19 protein-coding genes are annotated in these 19,106 nt (G+C 72.2%); 6 read left to right on the top strand and 13 right to left on the bottom strand.

Features of this window, described 5'->3' with window-relative positions; genetic code table 11:
- Positions 1 to 97: 97 nt before the first annotated feature.
- From D458_RS0131580 to mca, 7 genes are all read right to left on the bottom strand, one after another.
- Positions 98 to 1,021, bottom strand: a complete 924-nt coding sequence (locus D458_RS0131580) for an ABC transporter permease (protein ID WP_017590719.1) — start codon at positions 1,019 to 1,021, stop codon at positions 98 to 100.
- Positions 1,018 to 2,196, bottom strand: coding sequence for an ABC transporter permease (locus D458_RS0131575; RefSeq protein WP_017590718.1), 1,179 nt, complete (start codon positions 2,194 to 2,196; stop codon positions 1,018 to 1,020). The genes D458_RS0131580 and D458_RS0131575 overlap by 4 nt, the downstream gene beginning before the upstream one ends.
- Entirely contained in the window at positions 2,193 to 3,821 is a 1,629-nt protein-coding gene (locus D458_RS0131570; protein ID WP_017590717.1) for an ABC transporter ATP-binding protein, read from the bottom strand. The genes D458_RS0131575 and D458_RS0131570 overlap by 4 nt, the downstream gene beginning before the upstream one ends.
- Positions 3,822 to 3,853: 32 nt before the next feature.
- Entirely contained in the window at positions 3,854 to 4,864 is a 1,011-nt protein-coding gene (locus D458_RS0131565) for a BMP family ABC transporter substrate-binding protein (RefSeq protein WP_017590716.1), read from the bottom strand.
- Positions 4,865 to 5,013: 149 nt separating this feature from the next.
- A complete protein-coding gene (locus tag D458_RS0131560) occupies positions 5,014 to 5,718 on the bottom strand; it encodes a GntR family transcriptional regulator (protein WP_017590715.1) in 705 nt (234 codons plus the stop codon).
- 92 nt (positions 5,719 to 5,810) lie between these two features.
- Positions 5,811 to 6,092, bottom strand: coding sequence for a hypothetical protein (locus D458_RS0131555; RefSeq protein ID WP_017590714.1), 282 nt, complete (start codon positions 6,090 to 6,092; stop codon positions 5,811 to 5,813).
- 5 nt (positions 6,093 to 6,097) lie between these two features.
- Entirely contained in the window at positions 6,098 to 6,976 is an 879-nt protein-coding gene (mca, locus tag D458_RS0131550) for a mycothiol conjugate amidase Mca (protein WP_026119869.1), read from the bottom strand.
- Between the two features lie 156 nt (positions 6,977 to 7,132).
- Here mca and D458_RS0131545 point away from each other — a divergent pair, with 156 nt between their 5' ends.
- From D458_RS0131545 to D458_RS0131535, 3 genes are all read left to right on the top strand, one after another.
- The gene (locus D458_RS0131545; protein WP_026119868.1) at positions 7,133 to 7,549 is read left to right on the top strand and encodes a DUF4307 domain-containing protein; all 417 of its coding nucleotides are present in this window, start codon (positions 7,133 to 7,135) and stop codon (positions 7,547 to 7,549) included.
- A 166-nt stretch (positions 7,550 to 7,715) separates the two neighbouring features.
- Complete coding sequence (gene greA, locus D458_RS0131540) at positions 7,716 to 8,216, top strand: transcription elongation factor GreA (protein ID WP_017590711.1); 501 nt, start codon at positions 7,716 to 7,718, stop codon at positions 8,214 to 8,216.
- A 178-nt stretch (positions 8,217 to 8,394) separates the two neighbouring features.
- Positions 8,395 to 9,006 carry an RDD family protein gene (locus D458_RS0131535; protein ID WP_017590710.1) on the top strand — a complete coding sequence of 204 codons (612 nt, stop codon included), beginning with the start codon at positions 8,395 to 8,397 and terminating at the stop codon, positions 9,004 to 9,006.
- 54 nt (positions 9,007 to 9,060) lie between these two features.
- Here the strand turns inward: D458_RS0131535 and D458_RS0131530 are convergent, their stop codons facing one another.
- Together D458_RS0131530 and D458_RS0131525 are read right to left on the bottom strand one after the other, a co-directional pair.
- Positions 9,061 to 10,416, bottom strand: coding sequence for an SH3 domain-containing protein (locus D458_RS0131530; RefSeq protein WP_017590709.1), 1,356 nt, complete (start codon positions 10,414 to 10,416; stop codon positions 9,061 to 9,063).
- Positions 10,417 to 10,674: 258 nt separating this feature from the next.
- Positions 10,675 to 11,829, bottom strand: coding sequence for an FIST signal transduction protein (locus tag D458_RS0131525; protein ID WP_040703014.1), 1,155 nt, complete (start codon positions 11,827 to 11,829; stop codon positions 10,675 to 10,677).
- A 136-nt stretch (positions 11,830 to 11,965) separates the two neighbouring features.
- Between D458_RS0131525 and D458_RS0131520 the strand changes: the two genes are divergently transcribed.
- Positions 11,966 to 13,387, top strand: a complete 1,422-nt coding sequence (locus D458_RS0131520) for a sigma 54-interacting transcriptional regulator (RefSeq protein ID WP_017590707.1) — start codon at positions 11,966 to 11,968, stop codon at positions 13,385 to 13,387.
- Positions 13,387 to 14,553 carry a VWA domain-containing protein gene (locus D458_RS0131515; RefSeq protein WP_026119867.1) on the top strand — a complete coding sequence of 389 codons (1,167 nt, stop codon included), beginning with the start codon at positions 13,387 to 13,389 and terminating at the stop codon, positions 14,551 to 14,553. The genes D458_RS0131520 and D458_RS0131515 overlap by 1 nt, the downstream gene beginning before the upstream one ends.
- A 34-nt stretch (positions 14,554 to 14,587) precedes the next feature.
- Here the strand turns inward: D458_RS0131515 and D458_RS0131510 are convergent, their stop codons facing one another.
- Both D458_RS0131510 and D458_RS0131505 read right to left on the bottom strand, forming a co-directional pair.
- Positions 14,588 to 15,397: a GntR family transcriptional regulator gene (locus D458_RS0131510; RefSeq protein ID WP_017590706.1), complete on the bottom strand. Its 810-nt coding sequence runs from the start codon at positions 15,395 to 15,397 to the stop codon at positions 14,588 to 14,590.
- 8 nt (positions 15,398 to 15,405) lie between these two features.
- Positions 15,406 to 16,137: a GntR family transcriptional regulator gene (locus D458_RS0131505; protein ID WP_017590705.1), complete on the bottom strand. Its 732-nt coding sequence runs from the start codon at positions 16,135 to 16,137 to the stop codon at positions 15,406 to 15,408.
- 306 nt (positions 16,138 to 16,443) lie between these two features.
- On the opposite strand from D458_RS0131505, the gene D458_RS0131500 reads away from it, so the two are divergent.
- Entirely contained in the window at positions 16,444 to 16,686 is a 243-nt protein-coding gene (locus D458_RS0131500; RefSeq protein WP_017590704.1) for a hypothetical protein, read from the top strand.
- Between the two features lie 179 nt (positions 16,687 to 16,865).
- Here the strand turns inward: D458_RS0131500 and D458_RS0131495 are convergent, their stop codons facing one another.
- On the bottom strand, positions 16,866 to 18,011 hold the full coding sequence (locus D458_RS0131495) for a cystathionine gamma-synthase (protein ID WP_017590703.1): 1,146 nt from the start codon (positions 18,009 to 18,011) through the stop codon (positions 16,866 to 16,868).
- Positions 18,012 to 18,237: 226 nt separating this feature from the next.
- Entirely contained in the window at positions 18,238 to 18,966 is a 729-nt protein-coding gene (locus D458_RS0131490; protein ID WP_017590702.1) for an acyltransferase, read from the bottom strand.
- Positions 18,967 to 19,106 lie beyond the last annotated feature (140 nt).

The raw sequence follows: 19,106 nt of genomic DNA, 5'->3' as shown, positions 1-19,106 counted from the left end.
TGCCCTTTCTTTGGGGCGCTGTCTCTGGGAGCGCTGTCTTCGGCAGGCGCTGTCTTCGGGGCGCTGTCTCTGGGAGCGCTGTCCTGGGGTGGGTTCCTCAGCCGCCCCCTGCCCGGACGAAGGGGACGGTCAGGGCGGAGGGGCGGCGGGACCGGGAGACCAGCCCGGCCACGGCGACGAGGGCCAGCACGTACGGCAGTGCCACCAGGAAGGCCACGGGCACCGAGACACCCATGGCCGGCAGTGTGAACTGGAGGGCCTGGGCCGCACCGAAGACCAGGGCGACGAGGGCGACCCGGCCGGTGCGCCAGCGGGCGGCGATGACCGCGACCACGGCCAGGTAGCCGATGCCCGCGGTCATGTGGTCGGTGAAGGTGCGCACCTGCGCGAGTGCGAGGTAGGCGCCGGAGAGCCCGCCGGCCCCGCCCACCAGCAGCACCACGAGGTAGCGGATCCGCAGCACCGGAAGGCCGGCCCAGTCGGCCTTGACCGCGTCCTCCCCGACGGCGTCGACCGCGAGCCCCCAGGCGGTGCGCCGCGAGGTCAGTACGGTGACCGCCGCGACCCCGGCGAAGAGCACGTATCCGAGCAGGGGGAGGTCGAAGAGGGCCCGGCCGACCACCGGGATCTCGGAGAGCAGGGGGACAGCGGTCCGGCCGAGTCCGGGCGTGGCCGCGTCCCGGTCCAGGAGCAGCCGGGCAGCGAACACGGTCCCGGCCAGGGCCAGCATGGTGATCGCCAGGCCGGTGACGATCTGGTCGGCCCGCCAGACCACGCTCAGCAGGCCCTGGAGAGCGCCGACGAGCACCCCGGCGAGGGCCCCGGCGAGCACGCCCGCCCAGGGGGATCCGGTCTGCACCGCCACGAGCACGCTGGCGAGGCAGCCGGTGATCATCATGCCCTCGACACTCATGTTGAGGACCCCGGCGCGTTCGGAGACGGCCTCGGCGGTCGCGGCCACCAGGATCGGGATGCCGAGGGCCACGCTCATCACGAGCAGTTCGGTGAGGGTGTGGATCATCGCAGGGCCTCCTTCTCCGCCGGGCCGCTTCCCTGAACTGCCGTTTCGGGGACGGGACCCGGTGGTGGCGGCACGGGGGCGGCCCTGCGCGGGGCTCGTGGTCGGGCGCGGACCAGGACGGCCGTGCCCGCGACGAGCAGCACCAGGACCGCCTCGGCCATCTGGCTGATGGTGGCGGGCACTCCGGCGGCCATCTGCATGCCGATGCCCCCGGCGACCAGGAGGCCGAGCGCCGAGGTGATGGCGACGGCGGCCAGGAGGGAGCCCCGGGCGAGGAGCCCGGCGACCAGGCCGGTGAAGCCGTAGCCCGCGGCGATGTCGTCGGACAGCACGTAGGGCGCCGAGCCCACGACCGTCCCGCCGGCCACCCCGGCGAAGGCCCCGGCCGCGGTGAGGCCGCCGAAGCGGAGCCCGCCCACCCGGACGCCCAGCCGTCGGCTCGCGTGCGGGTTGTGGCCCACCGCGGAGAGCCGCAGGCCGGTCGCGGTGCGCTTGAGCAGGAAGGCCGTGCCGGCGGCGCCGAGCAGTGCGACGACGACCGCGACCGTCAGGGGCGATCCGGAGACGCCCAGCAGCGGCATGCGCGCCGCCTCGACCAGCGGTTCGGAGCGCGGCAGGGTCTCCGCGCTGGTCACCGGCTGGCGCAGCAGTTGCTCGTAGTGGACGACGAGCATGAGCAGGGCCAGGCCGACGAAGTTCAGCAGCAGGGTCGTGATGATCTCGTTGACGCCGCGGCGCACCAGCAGCCCCGCGGCGATCGCCGCCCAGACGGCGCCGAGGAGCGCGGCCGCGGCGAGGGTGAGCGGGAGGGCGATCAGGACCGGGGTGCCCTCCGGGAGGTGGACGCCCACGGCGGTGGCACCGATCGCGCCGAGGGCGAACTGCCCCTCGCCGCCGACGTTCACCAGGCCCGCGCGGTAGGCGATGACGAACCCGCAGGCGATCAGCAGGATCGCGGCCGCGGTGTTGACGGCCGCGCCCAGGGCGAAGGTGTTGCCCGCCGTCGACGACCACAGGGCGTTCAGCGTGGTGCCCGGCGACGATCCGGCGGTCAGCGCCATGAGCACGGTGAACAGCAGGGCCCCGGCGCCGCAGAGCAGCCCGAGGCTGAGCGGGTGGCGCGGGTCGGGCGGGCCGGGAAGCGAGCGGAGGGACGCGGGGAGGCGGGGGATCATGCCCGGGCTCCCATCATCAGGCGGGCGACCCTGTCCCGGGCCCGCGGGTCGGCGGTGTCCACGGGGCCGGTCAGAGCACCCCGGTAGGCCACACGGATCTCGTCGCAGACCGCCAGCAGCTCCTCGAGCTCTCCGGAGACCATGAGCACGGCGGCGCCCCGGCTCGCGGCCCCGCGCAGGTGGCCGACCACCGCGGCGACCGCGCCGACGTCCAGGCCGCGGGTCGGGTGAGCGGCCACCACACAGGTCAGCGGGTCCAGGGACAGCTCGCGCGCCAGCACCGCCTTCTGCTGGTTGCCGCCGGACAGACTCGACATCGGCGCGTCGGGGCCCGGGGAGCGGACGTCGAACCGCTCGGCCAGTCCGGCCGCCCGGGCCGCCGACGCGGAGCGGTCGAGGGTCCCGAACCGGCCGGTGAACTCGGACAGCCGCCCCAGCACGAGGTTCTCGGCCACGCTGAGGGCCTCCACCACGCCCTCGCGGTGGCGGTCCTCGGGGATCACCGCCAGCCCGGCCCGGGTGCGCTCGCGGGGTGTGGCGCGGGTGATGTCCGCCCCGGCCAGGCGGACGGTGCCGGCCCCGGGGACGACGGCCCCGGAGAGCGCGTCGACCAGGGCCGACTGCCCGTTGCCCTCCACCCCGGCGATCCCGACGATCCGTCCGGCACGGACCGCGAGGTCGACACCGGTGACCGCGCTGCCGCCGTGCGCGTCCTCGGCGGCGAGCCCCGAGACCTCCAGGACGACGGGGCCGTCCGGTTCCTCCGGTCCGTGTCCGGAGGCCCCGTGCCGGTCGCCCGGTGGCCCCGGGCGCGGGACGGTCCGCGGCACACGCCCGAGGGCCGCGGCGAGGAGCGGGTCACCCGTCCGCTCGCCGATCATGAGGTCCACCAGGCGGTCGTCGGGGAGTTCGGTGAGAGGGCCGCCACCGGTGACCTCGCCGTGGCGCAGGACCGTGGCGCGGTCGCCGATCGCGCGCACCTCCTTCAGCTTGTGCGTGATGAGCACCACGGCGGTGCCGGTGTCGGCGATGCGCCGGGCCGTCTCCAGGAACGCGTCGATCTCGCGCGGCCCGAGGACCCCGGTGGGTTCGTCGAAGAGGACGAGGCGCGGCGAGCCCAGGAGCGCCTTGACGATCTCCGCGGTCTGCCGGTGCCCCACGGACAGCCGGTCGACGCGGGCCCCGGGGTCCACGCCGAGCCCGTAGCGCCCCTCGATCTCCGCCAGGCGGCGGTGCAGTCCGCGACGGTCCGGGCGGAACCGGGAGCGGCCGAGCAGGAGGTTCTGCTCCACCGTGAGTGTGGGCACCAGGCTGAAGTGCTGGTGGACCATGGCGATGCCGCGGCGCATGGCGTCGGCCGGCGACGAGGGCGCGTAGGCCCGCCCGCCGAGGAACATGCGTCCCCGGCTGGGCCGGGTGCCGCCGAAGACCACGTTGCACAGCGTGGACTTGCCCGCGCCGTTCTCGCCGAGCACGCAGTGGATCTCCCCGGCCCCGACCGAGAGGTCCACGCCGTTGAGGGCGACCAGGTCGCCGAAGCGGCGGGTGAGGCCGTCCAGGCGGAGCGCCGGGACGCCGTGTCCGAGCCCGGTGCCGGTGCCGGTGCCGGTGTCAGGGGTACTCATGGGACTTCCTCCGATCACGTCCGCCGGGCCGGTCAGTAGGGCTCGACCGCGCCGGAGGCGAGGTCCGCCACGGCGCTCTCGAGGGCCTCCGCCAGCTCCGGGTCGTCCGAGCACAGGACGAAGTCGGTGCCCTCGCGGTCGGTGGTCAGGCCGAAGGGGGTCTGGGCGGCCTCCCAGGTGTCGGTGAGCACGGCGTCGATCGCGTACTCGATCTGCGTGCCGATGTCCGTGAGGACGTAGCCGGCGTAGGGCGAGCCCTCGCCGCAGTCGGCGGCGACGGGACCGCCGATGACGTGGGCGTCGGCCTCCTCGGCGGCCTGTTCCAGCCCGGACTTGCCGAGGTTGAGGATCTGGCTGAGCACGTCCACGCCCACGCCGTAGTTGGCCGCGGCGGCCTGCATGGCCTTGGCCGGGTCGTTGAAGTCACCCATGAACTGGGGCTGGACGACCTCGACGTCCGGGTCGACGGAGCGGGCCCCGTTCTCGAACGCGTGGGCGGCGTTGACGATCTCCGGGAGCTCGGCGCCGCCGATGAAGCCGATCCTGCCGGTCTCGGAGACCAGGGCCGCGACCACACCGGACAGGTACTCGCCCTCGGGCTGCCGGGGGTCGTAGTAGGCGAGGTTGTCCATCGGCTCCGCGTCGGCCGGACCGCCGATCTCCACGAAGGTGACGCCGGGGTTGGCGGCGGCGACCGCGCGCACGTCCGAGTCGGTCTGGCCGCCGACCGAGACCACCAGTTCCGACTCCCCCGCCAGACGGGTGAGCACCAGCTCGTAGTCCGGGGCCTCGACCTCCTCGACGAAGCTGATGTCGACCTCGCCCGAGCGCTCCTCGCGGATGCGTTCGACACCCGCGTGGGCGGACTGCATGAACCCGGTGTCGGTGACCGACCCGGGCAGGAAGACGCCGACGCTGAGCTTTCCGTCGTCCTCCTCCCCCGGGTCGGAGCCGCAGGCGGCCAGGGCCACCGAGCCGGTCAGGGCGACGGCGGCCCAGGCGGTGGCCCGTGCGGCGCGTGGGGACTTCGTGTGTGGGGGCATGGCGTTCTCCTCTGCCTAATTAGTGGTATACCACTAATTCGAGCATGGGGGAGCCCGGTCACCGACGTGTTGCCCGCACGGAAAATCCGCGTTTCCTGACCGGCCAGGCGGACGGAAACCGCCGTTCCGACGGCACTGGGCGGGGCCGGCTACTTCCGGTTGCGGGTGCGCGTACGGGTGACGTCCACCGGGTCGAACCGCTCCCACGTCTCCGCGACGGCCAGCGTGGGTTCCAGGCCGGCGGCGATGTGCGCCCGGTAGAGCTCGGCGGCCCCGGCGCCGTCCCCCGCCTCGATCAGCTCCAGCAGCCGGACGTGCTCCTGGCGCTGCTCACGGGTGTCGCGGTGCTTGGTGAGGTGGAAGAGCCACTGCACGCGCGAGTCCAGCGGGGCCATCATCTGCTGGAGGAGCGGGTTGCCGCAGGCCGCGAGCACGGCGCGGTGGAACCCCGCGTTGGCCGCGGCGGTGGCGGCCTCGTCCCCGGCGTCCAGCGCGCGTTCGGCCTCCTCGAGGAGTCCGCGCATGAGCCGCAGGTCGGAATCGGTGCGCCGGGCGGCGGCCAGACGGGCGGCCAGCGTCTCCAGCTCCTCGCGGACCTCGAACAGGCGCACGACGTCCTCGCGCGACCAGCTGACCACCATGGCGCCCTGCCGGGGCACCACGACGATGAGCCCCTCCGCCTCCAGCAGCCGCAGCGCCTCGCGCAGGGGCACCCGGGACACACCGAGCTCGGCGGCCGTGTCCCGTTCGACGATGCGGTGGCCGGGGGGCAGCTCCAGGTCCATGATGCGTGACCTGAGCCTCTCGTAGACCTGGTCACGCAGGGAGGGGACTCGGGAGGGCTCGGGCGACATGCCCCAATGCTAGGTCCCGGGCCGCCCCGCGGCGCCCGGAACGGGGTCCGCCCCCGCGGGTGCGTGGCGGGGACGGATCCGTACGTGCGGGGTCAGGCCTTGGCCGAGGGGTCCTCGGCGGAGGAGGCTCCGGCGGAGGCCTCCGCCACGGCGGCCGCCTCCGGGCCCTCCTTCTCCGCCGCTTCGGCGGCCTCCTGCTCCTCGGCGCGGGCCGAGACGCCGCGCAGCTTGCCGACCAGGCTGCGCATCAGGAAGTACAGGCACACGCCGATCGCGAAGATGGCGAGAAAACCCATGACACCGGGTGTGACGGTGTCCTTGTCCAACGCGAAGTCGTTGGCCAGTACCGTGGCGGACGCGAGAAGGGTGTTCATACCGCTCATACTCTCATTGCCTCGCGGACACCCGCGAAGAGGTCCTTCTCAGGGACCTCGGTGTCCACGAGGGAACGGACCAGGTGGTAGTCCTCGGTCGGCCAGGCCTCGCTCACGACCTCGTTGGGCACGGCGAACCAGAAGCCGTTCGGGTCGACCTGCGTGGCGTGGGCCTTGAGGGCCGCGTGCGCGGTGTCGAAGTACTCACTGCAGTGCACACGGGTGGTGATCTCCCAGCGCGGCGCCTCCCGGTCCTTCAGGCGCTCCATCCACTCCGCGTAGGGGTTCTCCAGACCGCGCTCCAGGAGGAGCTCCGCGATGGCCTCGAAGCGCTCCTTCGTGAAGGAGACGAAGTAGTACAGCTTGAGGGGCTGCCAGGGGTCCCCCGCCTCCGGGTAGGCGTCCGGCTCGGCGGCGGCGTCGAAGGCGTGCATCGACACCTTGTGGGTCATGATGTGGTCGGGGTGCGGGTAGCCGCCGTTCTCGTCATAGGTGAGGATGACGTGCGGACGGAACCGGCGGATCGCCGCCACGAGGGGCTCGGCGGCCTCCTCCACCGGGAGGGTCGCGAAGCAGCCCTCCGGGAGCGGGGGCAGCGGGTCACCCTCGGGCAGGCCGGAGTCGACGAAACCGGCGAACTCCTGGTCGACACCGAGGATCTCGCGGGCGCGGTTCATCTCCTCACGGCGGACCTCGGCGATGTTCTCGCGAATCTCCGGGCGTTCCATCGCGGGGTTGAGGATGTCACCGCGTTCGCCACCGGTCATGGTGACGACCAGCACTTCCGCGCCCTCCTCCACGTAGCGCGCCATGGTGGCGGCGCCCTTGCTGGACTCGTCATCGGGATGGGCATGAACGGCCATAAGCCGCAGGCGCTCGGACAACGAAGGCTTCTCCTTGGCTCGGTCGACGGCCACTGAACGCGACTGTCCGCCGCCACCCCGGTTCACGGCGTGGACGACTCACGTGCGGGCCGCGTAGGGGGGCTGTCAGGTCGGGGATATCTTAGACAACACCATCCCCTTGCTCGGAGATTCCCAATGTCAGCGACCCCGGAAGATGATGCTGTGAACAGTGCCGACACCGCGCCAGCGCTACGCAAGCGCCACGGCAACGGGCCCGTCTTCTTCGTCGTCGCGACCGTCTTCGCGGTCCTGGTCAGCATCGGCTGGGGGTACTCGGTCATGAACTACACCGGGCTGAGCGGCGGCGTGTACCACCAGCTGGTCACGGTCTCCGCTCCCTCCGAGAGCGAGGCGCGGGTCTCCTTCGAGGTGAACAGCAAGAACGGGGCCGAGTGCCTCCTGCGCGCCCTCGACAGCCAGATGGTCGAAGTCGGCACGGAACGGGTCGAAGTGGAGGGCGGGAACCGAATGGTCAGCCAGACCGTTGAAACGGTTCGTCAGGCTTCCACGGTAGAAGTGGCCTCGTGCAGGGAACAAGGTTCGCAAGAGTGATCCACTGATACACGGACCCACCCTTCGTCCCTCCCCTGTCCGACACAGGTACCGAGGCGGAACCCCGAGAACGCAGACACCGCTGCGCGATCGCGCACGGTGATATTCTCGTAAGTTCAGCTCTGGCCGCCTGGTGGCCTTTGCTACTAGTACACAAGGAGTTCCCGTGACCCAGACCCGCGATGACAACGTCACCTGGCTCACCCAGGAGGCGTACGACCGGCTCAAGGGAGAGCTGGACCACCTGTCGGGGACCGGGCGCATCGAGATCGCGGAGAAGATCGAGGCCGCCCGGGAAGAGGGTGACCTGAAGGAGAACGGCGGCTACCACGCCGCCAAGGAGGAACAGGGCAAGATGGAGGCCCGCATCCTCCAGCTCACCGAGATCCTGCGCACGGCACGGGTCGGCGAAGCGCCCCGCACCGAGGGCGTGGTCGGTCCCGGCATGACCGTCACCGTCAAGTTCGACGGCGACGACGAGGAGGTCACCTTCCTGCTCGCCTCACGCGAGGAGAGCGGCTCCCCCATCGACGTGTACTCCCCCAAGTCCCCGCTGGGCGCCGCCATCAACGGCAAGCGCGTGGGCGAGAACGTCAGCTACAACCTGCCCAACGGCAAGAGCCTCGGCGTCGAGATCATCGAGGCGGTGCCGTACAGCGGTTTCTGATCCACCGGCTGTTCGGCCGCTGGGCGAACCGGGTGCGAAGTACGACAGGGGCGGCTCCGGCCGCCCCTGTCGTGTTCGGGTGCGGCCGGTCCCGAAGAGTCGGAGCGCTGGGTAATCTGCTCTCACATCCCCGCTCCCGCTCTCGGCGACTCCCTCGATCCTACGAACTGGCGGCCGTATGTCCTCGCCCTACTGGAACCCCCAGCACCCCCACCAGGGCGGCCGGCCGCCGCAGGCCGGTGGATGGCCCTACGGCGGACCGCCCCCGGGCGGTCCCGTGCCCCCTGTCCTGGGCGGGCAAGGAGGCCAGGGCGTCCAGGGGCCCGAGCAGCCCCTGGCCGGTTTCGGTGTCCGTCTGGCCGCCCGCCTCATCGACTACGTGCTGGCGTTCCTCGCGGCCGGGGCGTTCTTCTTCGTCATGATCGTCGTGGTCGTCATCCTGACCGGCAGCGAGGAGTTCACCGACGCCGAGAGCGAACTCTGGGCCTACCTGTTCTTCTTCGGCTGGGGCGTGCTGCTGTTCTTCTACGACTGGCTCTACCTGATCGCCTGGGGCCGCACCATCGGCAAGATGCTGGTGGGCATCAAGGTGGTCAACGCCGCGGACGGCGGCAAGCTCACCCAGGGCCAGGTGATCGGGCGCTCCGCGTTCTTCTGCCTGCCGCAGTCCGTGCCCTGCCTGGGCCACCTGTTCTCGGCCATCGAGTCCATGGTCGTGCTCGGTGACGACCGCGGACGGGCCCTGCACGACCGGGTGGCGCGTACCCGGGTGATCCGCACCCGGACCTAGGACCGGCGCCCCGGCCCGGGGTCCGGCCCCCGGGCCGGGTTCCCGGGCGGGCGGTCACTCCTCCGCGCACTCCGGCGCCTCCGAACCCCCGATGGCGAAGGCCGCCGGAACGTAGTGCCCGTCGCCGATGCGGTACCAGACGTCGGTGGCCCCGGACGGCCCCGAGGCCGCGTCGCCGGTGGTCCGGCAGGCCACGTCCACGTTGGCCTTGTGGGCGGCCAGTCCCACGGTGTCGTGCTCCGTCCCCGGCCCCTCGCGCACGATCACCGGGTCGCTCTGGCTGGCCGTGGCGATCTCGGCGCGGGCGCGGTACTCGGCGGTCCACAGGTAGTCGACCTGCACCCACCCGTTGGTGGGCAGCTGCAGCCCCTGGTTGAAGGCCCCGTCCGCGAGGTCGATGCCCGCGGGGTTCTGCACCCGGCGCCCGAACCCGTCCAGGCCGCTGTTGTGGCTCTCCGCGTAGGCGGCCTGGGCCTGGGGGCGGCCCCGGTCCAGGTCGCGCCAGGACTCGCGGTCCTCGTTCCAGTGGTCGTCGGTGATGTTCCAGGGGCCCACGTCCCACACGGGCAGGTACGCGCAGCGCGGGACGTGGTTCTCGGCGTCGCCTTCGGCGTCGGGCCCCAGGGCCCCGGTGCTGCACACCCGGACGGTGTACTCGCCGCCGCCCCGGTTGGCGAGCCCCCGCCGGGAGGGGAGGGCGACGAAGTGGTCGTCGGGCCGGACCGTGTGGCCGTTGGCGGTGGTGCCGCCGACCAGGCCGATGCGGGTGGCGAAGAGCCGCGCGGAGAAGGGCTGCGGGACGTCGTCCCCCACCGAACCCCCGGCCGGGTCCCCGCCTCCCTCCCCGGCACCGTCGGTTTCCGGTTCCGCGGCGCTGCCGGAACCCTCGACCGGCCGGACCCGGACGTCGGTGACGGACGTCTGCTCGGCGCGCTCGTCCTGCGCGGCCTCGGGTGCCGCGTCGACCTCGACCCGCAGCTGGACCTCGGTGACCGCCTCCGACAGGGTCACCCGGCCGCCGCCGGGCGCGGTCGGGTGCCACTCGGTCCACATCCCGTCGGCGCGTACGCCGCGGGCCTCCGTGAGGACGTCCTCCGCGTTCCCGGTGGTGCGCACGTCCACGTCGAGGGTGTCGGTGGAGGTCTCCAGCTCCTGTTCCGGGAAGGTCGCCAGGCCCGCACGCCGTTCGGCCGTGTCCAGGCGCGGGGAGGCCCCGAGTTCGGCCGCCTCGTCGCCGTCCAGCCGCAGCGCCCCGGACTCCAGGGCCAGGCCGATCCGGTCGGCGGAGGACAGGTCCTGTTCCAGCCAGGCGGACTCGGCCAGAGCGGCGGTGGGTGTCACCAGCGGGGCCAGCAGGGCGAACGCCCCGAGGGCCGCGAGGGACGTGGTCGTGCGCCGGTTGTCGGCCATCGTTCCTTCTCTCACCAAACACACAAAGCGATAATTTCAGTCACTCTTAGTAATCACCCTGGTGTGTCCACACTCAAGGAGCTTGCGCCGGGTGTTGGTGATCCGATGGTAAAAGTCCGACTTGAGGGCGGTCGCGACCGGTTTCGGGCAGCACTTACCGGGCACTTCGGACAAGCTTGACCTGTCCGGAAAGCACCGACAAGGACCAGTGCCCGAACCCGGGCGGCGCGGGCCGCCCGGGCTGCGCGGACGGCGCCGTCAGGGGGCGAAGGCCAGCAGGCAGGCGGTGAAGCCGTGCACGTGGTTCACCCCTGCGACCGGGCCGATCTCCCCCGCCGCGAAGAAACCCGCCACCGGGCCGACGCCGAGGATCCGCCGGACCGCGAGCACGTCGTGGTCGGCCTGGGAGAACAGCGTCTCGCCCCGGCCGTTGCAGGAGAACAGCAGCCCCGCGCCCACGGCGTGCTCGGAGCCGAACTCCGCCAGCCTGCGGGCCAGGTCCTCGTCCGCGGTACCCGCGTCACGGACCTGGAAGCGGACCGTCTGGCCGACCTCCACCATGTCGCCGATGGTGAGCGCCCCCAGTTCCGGGTCGGCGCCGCTGAGCGTGCGGATGAGGAAGTCACCCTGGTCGTGGTGGTCCGCGTACTCGTCCATCGCGATACCGATGTGCAGTCCGCGCGCGGCCAGCTCCCGGTCCTCGTCCGAGAGCTCCTCCACCAGGGTCTCCAGCCGGTCGTAGGCGTTGGTCCCGGCCAGCTCCAGCACGAGGTTGCCCTCGGCCTTGGTGACGGTCATGGTCGGCCCGACCGGACGGCAGCCCTGGCTGACCACCGTGCCCAGTACCCCGTCTCCGCCGATCAGCACCCCGATGGCCCCGTTCTCGGCCACCTCGCCCTCGCAGAACAGCCGCACCGAGTCCTCGCCGCGCATCCCGTCGGCCATGCCCCCGACCAGCGGCAGCCCGTCGAGGGCCGCGGTGGTCTCGCGGACGAACGCCTGGGTGGGGAACTCGTAGGGGTTGGTGAGCAGGATCCCGGCGCGGTCGCGCGGGGTCGGCTCGCGCATGCCCACCACGGCCAGCTGGTCGCCCTCGATCACGGTGTCCAGCCGGAAGGGGGTCAGTTCCACCCCGGGCAGGCGGGCGCTCCACACGCTGACCGCGCCCTGGCCCTCCACGCCGCGGCCTCCGCCGACCACACCGGTGGCGCTGCACCCCAGGGTGAGCGCGTCTCCGGTCAGCTCCATGACCCGTTTCCCGGCGAGTGTGACCTCGTCGGGATCCGCCCCGCTGACGAAGAAGCAGACGAGATCGGCCGGGCCGTCCATCTGTTCCAGGGCCTGCAGGACGGCGCGTTCGGCCGCGTTCACGAGGTCGGCCCCCGTCGTCAGAGCATCGCCGAACCTAGCCACCAGCTGCCACCCCCGCCTTCACCGGCCACAGGGGCCGGGCCTGGGAACCTTGCCGTCCCATTCTTCCATCCGAACTCCAAACAGGAGCTTTCCTCCAGCTGGCCCCTCAAACGCCCCGACACCTACACTCCCTCCTGTGACCCATGCCGCACGTCCTCCCAGCGGGCTTCCCCGCACGCGCGCCGCGCTGCGCGCGTCCGGCCACGTCCACCGCTCCACGGCCGCCGAGGTGCGGGACAACCTCCTGGTCCGGATGGCCTCGGGGCAGCCGCGGTTCCCCGGGGTGCACGGGTTCGACGACACCGTGCTGCCACAGCTCGAGCGCGCCCTGCTGGCCGGGCACGACGTCGTCCTGCTGGGTGAGCGGGGCCAGGGCAAGACCCGGCTGATCCGCACGGTCGCCGGGCTGCTCGACGAGTGGTCGCCCGCGGTCGCCGGCTGTCCCGTCAACGACCACCCCTTCGCCCCGGTCTGCCCCGCCTGTGTACGCCGGTCCGCGGACGAGGGCGACGACCTGCCGGTGGTCTGGCGCCACCGCGACGAGCGCTACGGCGAGAAGCTGGCCACCCCCGACACCGGCACCTCGGAGCTGATCGGCGACGTGGATCCGGCCCGCCTCGCGGAGGGCCGCTCCCTCGGCGACCCCGAGACGGTCCACTTCGGTCTGCTGCCGCGCGCCAACCGGGGCGTGTTCTGCGTGAACGAACTCCCCGACCTGCCCGCGCGCGCCCAGGTGGCCCTGTTCAACGTGCTGGAGGAACGCGACCTCCAGGTGCGCGGGTACACCCTGCGCCTGCCCCTGGACCTGCTGCTGGTGGCCAGCGCCAACCCGGAGGACTACACGAGCCGGGGACGCATCGTCACCCCGCTCAAGGACCGGTTCGGCGCCCAGGTGCGCACCCACTACCCGCCCGACCTCGATCACGAGCTCTCCCTGGTCCGCCAGGAGGCGGATCTGCCCGCGGGTACGACCGTCCCCTCGCACCTGGTGGAAGCGGTCGCCCGTTTCACCCGGCTGGTGCGCGCCTCCAACCGGGTGGACCAGCGCTCCGGGGTGTCCGTGCGCTTCTCCGTGGCCGCCGCCGAGACCGTGGCCGCCTCGGCGCTGCGCCGGGCCGCGCTGGTGGGCGAGGAGGTCCCGGTCGCCCGGGTCTGCGACCTGTCCGGGGTGGCCGAACCCCTCCTGGGCAAGGTCGAGTTCGAGACCGGCGCGGAGGGGCGCGAGGCGTCGATCCTGGAGACCCTGCTGCGCCGGGCGGTCGCCGAGACCTTCCGGGCCCGGCTGGGCGGGGCCGACCTGGAACCGCTCAGCGACCGCTTCGCGGGCGGCGGCACCGTGGAGACCGGAGACCTGGTGAGCGCGGCCGAACTGCTGCGCAGGGTCGGCACGGTGCCCGGGCTGGCCGGCCTCATCGGGCGGGCGGCCCCCGAGGCCGAGGACGGCCCGCCCACCCCGGGCCTGGCCGCGGCCGTGGTGGAGTTCGCCCTGGAGGGGCTGTACCTGGAACGGCGGCTGTCCAAGGACACCGCTCCCGACGGGGGTGTCTACCGCTTCTGATGAGGTTCCGGTACCGGGCGTACACGGGCGGTCCCGACCCGCTGGCCGACCCCGACGCTCCACCCGCCTTCGGTCCTCCTCCCGAGGACGCGGTGCGGGCCGCCGTCGAACTGCTGGAGCTGATCGCCGGGGCACACTCCACCGGCGCGGCCGACACGGACGTGTCCGCCGCCGAGGACGCCCTGGCCCGCTACGCGGACGGCGACCGGTCCGCCCTGGACGAAGTGGACGCCGGGGCGCTTCAGAGGGCTCTGGGCGCCGCCGCGTACGGGCCGCTGGACCGCCTGGACTCGGCCGACCACGAGCTGACCCCGCGCGAGCTGCGCAGGCTGGGCGAGGTGGCGCTGGAGGAGATCGAGGCGGCGCGCCGAGCCGCCCCCGGAGGCCACCGGGGCGGCCGCGGTACGGGCGGCGAACCCACCGGGGCCGCCGTGCCCCACGACGGCCTCGACCGGCCCCTGGACGCCGTCGCGACCCTGCGCGAGGCGCTGCTGCGCAGGGCCGCGCGCGACGCGGGCAGGGGTTCCGGGGCCGGCACCCCGGCGGGGAGTGAGGCGCTGCGGGCGGAGGACGTCCGCTACACCGAGACCGAACCCGGCGGAGCCGCCGCCGTGTGCCTGCTCGTGGACCTGTCCCACTCGATGGTCTCCCGCGGTCTGCACGAGGCCGCCACCCGCACGGCCCTGGCCCTGCACACCCTCGTGCGCACGCGGTACCCCGAGGACCGGGTGCTCCTGATCGGCTTCGGGGACCGCGCCCGCGAGATGACCCCCGCCGACCTGGTCGGGCACGACTGGAGCCGCACCCCCGGCACCAACCTCCAGCACGCGCTGCACCTGGCCAGACGGCACCTGCGCCGCCACCGAGGGCTGCGGCCGGTGGTCCTGGCCGTCACCGACGGCGAACCCACCGCGCACCTGGGCGAGGACGGCGACGCCCGGTTCGCCTGGCCCCCCGCCCCGCAGACGGTGGAGGCCACCGAGGCCGAGCTCGACTCCGCGCTGGGCGAGGGCGCAGAGGTCACGTTCTTCCTGCTCGCCGACGACCCCCGGCTACGGGAGTTCCAGGGGCTCCTCGAACGCCGCCGGGGCGTGCGCGTGGTGCACGCCGACGCCGGGGTCCTGGGCCCCCTCGTCGTCGACCGCTACCTGGACCGGCGCGGCTGAGCCGAGGCCGGCCGCGATCCGGGCGGGGCCGGGCTCAGTGTTCGAAGATGTTGAGGTCCGAGTCCAGCACCCGCAGGTTCTCGGGTGCGTTGCCGCCCGCGTAGAGGAGCTGGTGGCGGTTGGCGGGCATGAGCGTCTCGGTGAAGCGCAGCGGGCGCTGGCCCTCGTAGGTCACCCGCTCCTGGACCAGCAGGGGGATCCCGGGCCCCATCCCGAACGCGTCGGCCTCGTCCTGTGCGGGCATGCGCGCGCCGACGATGTCCCAGTTCCACTCCTCGTTGAAGCCGAGCTCGCGCATGGCCTCGCCGATGCCGTCGGACAGGTACTCCGGGGACATGAGCGCCGTGTTGCTGGCGATGCTGAACGGGAAGTAGGTGACCTGGGACTGCCACAGGCTGCCGTCGACGAAGTACTCCGAGGAGCGGATCACGACGAGGCCGCCGTGCGGGCCCTTCTCGTCGGCCTCCCTGAGCAGCCGTTTGGCCACCTTGGGCCGCATGGTGTCCAGGCTGACCTTGATCTTCTCGTCGAGGTTGCTGTAGCCGGCCTTGCGCATCCGCTCCTGGTAGTCCGAGTCGAACCCCCCGGAGCCGTCACCGGAGACCGGCGTCGCCCTGTGGATGACCGGCTGGTGGTCGGCGACGTAGGCGCCCCGGCCGACGCGGATGGCGATGCGGCCCTCGTCCTGGAGGATGCGCATGCCCAGGCGCGCGGTGGCCCGGGAGACGTCGAGCTCCTCGGCGAGCTCCTCCTCACCCGGCAACCGCTCACCCGGCTGGTAGACGCCCTTGGCCAACGCGTCCCGCAGGTAGTCGGCGACCACGGTCTTCTTCGTCGCGCTCATTGGCTGGTTCAGTCCCGGTGGTAGGCCTTGAGATTGCCGTGCTCGAACTGGTATCGGATGCTGTGCCCGGCGTACACAGTGTGCACCAAGCGGATGGGCCGCTCCTCGGAGTAGTCCGTCCGGTGGACGTTCAGCACCGGCACGCCCGGCGGGAGTTCGAGCTGGGACGTCTCCTGGGGCGTGGGCATCCGGGTCTCCAGCTCGTCCACGTACCCGACCTGCCGGTGGCCGTGCTCCAGGAGCACCACCAGGGCGCTCTCCACGTCCTCGGGAACCATCAGCGGGGTGCCCTGGACCAGGTCCACCGGGTAGTAGGCGGAGCTGATCGACCCCGAGCGCTCTCCGGAGAAGCGGTGCATGCGCCGGACCACGGTCATGTCGCCCTCGGGGACGCGCAGACGGCTGGCGATGTCCGGGGTGGCGCTGAGCAGCTGGAGCTCCTCCAGCGTCAGCCCGCTCATGTTGGACTCGTTGAGCCCGTCGGGGCCGCCCTTGGTACGGGTCGCGTAGAAGGTCTCGGGGACCACGTCCTGCACGAAGTGCCCGCGCCCGGGCCTGCTGACGATGAGCCCCTGGTTGCGCAGCATGCCCAGTGCCAGACGGATCGTGTTGCGGGAAGCCTCGAACCGCTCCTCCAGCTGCTTCTCCGAGGGAAGCTGCCCGCCCAGGGGCAGGCTCCGCTCCTGGATCTCCCGTCGCAGCGCTCGGGCGATCTGTCGGTATCTACTTTCTGCCCGCATAAGTCCGCCCTCTAGGGGGTACAAGACCAACAACTTAACTTGTACCAACAAGCTGAGTGGTACACCAACCGAACAAGTCCAACCGGTTCTGTTGAACCCATATTAGATGAAGGCCACCCTCAGTACAGGGCGGCTCCACCACTCGGCCATCCGAAACGGAGAACATGAGTCCCCTGAGACCGGTTCAGGACCACCCGCCCCATACCGACGGAAGAACCCGGAACCCATGAGACACACCCCACCTCCCCCTCGGTTCGTGAGGGGGCCGACCAGCACCTGACCGACCACCACCGCAGAGGACAGAACATGATCACCACGTTCGACATCCTGATGCTCGCCGGCCTCGTACTGATGGGCCTCGCGGCGGGATTCTTCCTCGCCGTCTCCATCGGCATCCGGCGCCAGGACAACCGGGGCAGCTACCGTTCCCTGCGCCAGGACGACGACGACAGCGCTCTCTCCCGCACCGGACGGGGCCTGGTCGGCCTCCGCTTCCGTGAGGACCGGCGCGAACTCCCGGTCCAGAGCCGTACGCCCACCGCGGTCTGACCCCCCGGGCCAGGGCAGTGGCGCCCGCGGCCCCGTCCCCCGCAGCGGGAACCCCCCGACAGGAACCCCGCAGTGAGAACCACGCAGTAGGCACCAACGAGGCAGAAGGCCGCGACGGGCCCCGCAACGGAGCAGGGGAACCCGCGCGGCGACGCCATGCGGATCCCCCGACCGTGAACTCAGCCCTCGAGGGCCTGCAACAGGTCCGCGACCAGGTCGTCACCGGACTCGATGCCCACGGAGATCCGCACCAGATCGGCCGGAACCTCCAGCGGGGACCCCGCGGTCGACGCGTGCGTCATCCGCCCGGGGTGCTCGATGAGGGACTCCACCCCGCCCAGGGACTCACCCAGGGTGAAGACCTTGGTCCGCTCGCACAGCTCCAGTGCCGCCGTCTCCCCGTCGCGCAGAGCGAAGGAGACCATCCCACCGAAGGAACGCATCTGCCGCTCGGCGATCTTGTGCCCCGGGTGACTGTCCAGCCCGGGGTAGTAGACGCGCCGTACCGCGGAGTGGCCCTCGAGAGCCGCCACGACGCGCTCGGCGTTCTCGCTGTGGCGGTCCATCCTCACCCCCAGGGTCTTGACCCCGCGCAGCGTCAGCCAGGAGTCGAAGGGGCCCGGGATAGCACCCATGGTGTTCTGGTGGAAGGCCAGCCGCTCGCCCAGCTCGGCGTCGGCCACGACCAGCGCTCCCCCGACGACGTCGGAGTGCCCGCCGATGTACTTGGTCGTGGAGTGCACGACCACGTCGGCGCCCAGCGTGAGCGGCTGCTGAAGGTAGGGAGAGGCGAACGTGTTGTCGACGACGTGCAGGGCGCCCGCGTCATGGGCGATCTGCGCGATCGTCTCGATGTCGGTGATCCCCAGCAGCGGGTTGGTGGGCGTCTCCGTCCACACGACCTTCGTGTTGGGGCGCATGGCGTCCCGGACCGCGTCGACGTCGGCCTGGTCGACCGCGTCCCAGCTGACGCCCCAGCGCTCGACCACCTTGGAGACCAGTCGGAAGGTGCCCCCGTAGGCGTCGCCGGGGATGATGATGTGGTCGCCCGGGGAGAGCACCGCGCGCAGCAGGGTGTCCTCGGCCGCCATGCCGGAGGCGAAGGCCAGGCCGCGGGCTCCGGACTCCAGAGCCGCCAGGCACTCCTCCAACGCCGTACGCGTGGGGTTCCTGGTGCGGGAGTACTCGTACCCCTGCCGCATCCCGCCCACGCCGTCCTGGGCGTAGGTACTCGTCTGGTAGATCGGCACAACCACGGCCCCGGTGCCGGCGTCCGGCTCCTGCCCCGCGTGGATGGCCAGCGTTTCAAACCCGTCGAACTTCATGTGGCCACAATAGTGCCCGGCGTCCACTCGGAACCCGTTGCCAGCAGGCACATCTCAGAATGTGGTCAACCCGCTCCCCCGGCTCGGAGGTGATGGGGAGGAGCCTTCACAGGCCTGAGGGGGACTGCTCTCCGCGCCTCCCCCTGGCGGACGGTCGGCGGGTCGGCCCTCCTGCTCCCCGCGCGTCCTCGGCCGGAGCGGAGCCCTCCTGGGGTGCTGAGAGGCCTCAGGCCGGGGGGAACCTCGTGGGCGACCCCGGCTCCGGGGGTTCCGTGGGGGCCTCGGGGGACAGGCCCGTGACGGGCGTGGGCACGCGGGTGGGGGTGCCCGTCTCCCGGAGGGGCGGGTCCCAGCCGAGTTCGGGGTCGTGGGTGCGGACCACCTTGCCGGGGATGCCGGCGATGACCGCGTGGTCGGGATACTCGCCCGGCCGCACCACGGTGCCGGCGGCGACGACGGAGTTCCTGCCGAGGTGCACGCCGGGCAGGATCACGCTGTTGGCGCCCAGCCAGCTGCCGTCGCCGATGCTCACCGGGTCGTCCACGGGCCACTGGAGGCCCACGGGGATCTCGGTGTTGGCGTAGGCGTGGTTCTGGTCGGTGATGTAGACGTAGGGGCCCGTGTAGACGTGGTCGCCGATGTCCACGGAGCGGTGCGCCACGATGTGCGAGCCCCGGCCGATGGCGCAGCCGGAGCCGATGCGCACGACGGTGCCCTCGCCGAGGTCGTAGTCGGGGCCCATCCCGGCGGCGAGGGTCATGTCCCCGCCCAGGACGGTGTGCACGCCGATCTCGATCCACGGCTCGCCGTAGACCGTGGCCGTGGGGAAGGCGATCGCCGACCCCGCGCCGAAGCGCGCGAACTTCCGAGCCGCCTTGGAGTCGGCCCGGATCTCTCCGTGGCTCCGCGCATACGACCAGGCGGAGCGGATGATCCAGTTGAGGAGCCGCGACACGGGTGCACCTACTTATTACCGGCCAGTAAATCCTGACGCGAACATTAGCAGTGTCCGAGTATGCGCCACTGTGTCCAGTACTTGAACACCGGGTCCCGAACGGCACTCGGTCGGAGCACCGCCCGGGCCCGACCGGAACC

This window comes from Nocardiopsis ganjiahuensis DSM 45031, assembly GCF_000341085.1.
GTDB lineage: Bacteria > Actinomycetota > Actinomycetes > Streptosporangiales > Streptosporangiaceae > Nocardiopsis > Nocardiopsis ganjiahuensis.
Note: the sequence above shows the minus strand (reverse complement) of the source record. Positions and strands in the feature narration are given on the sequence as shown.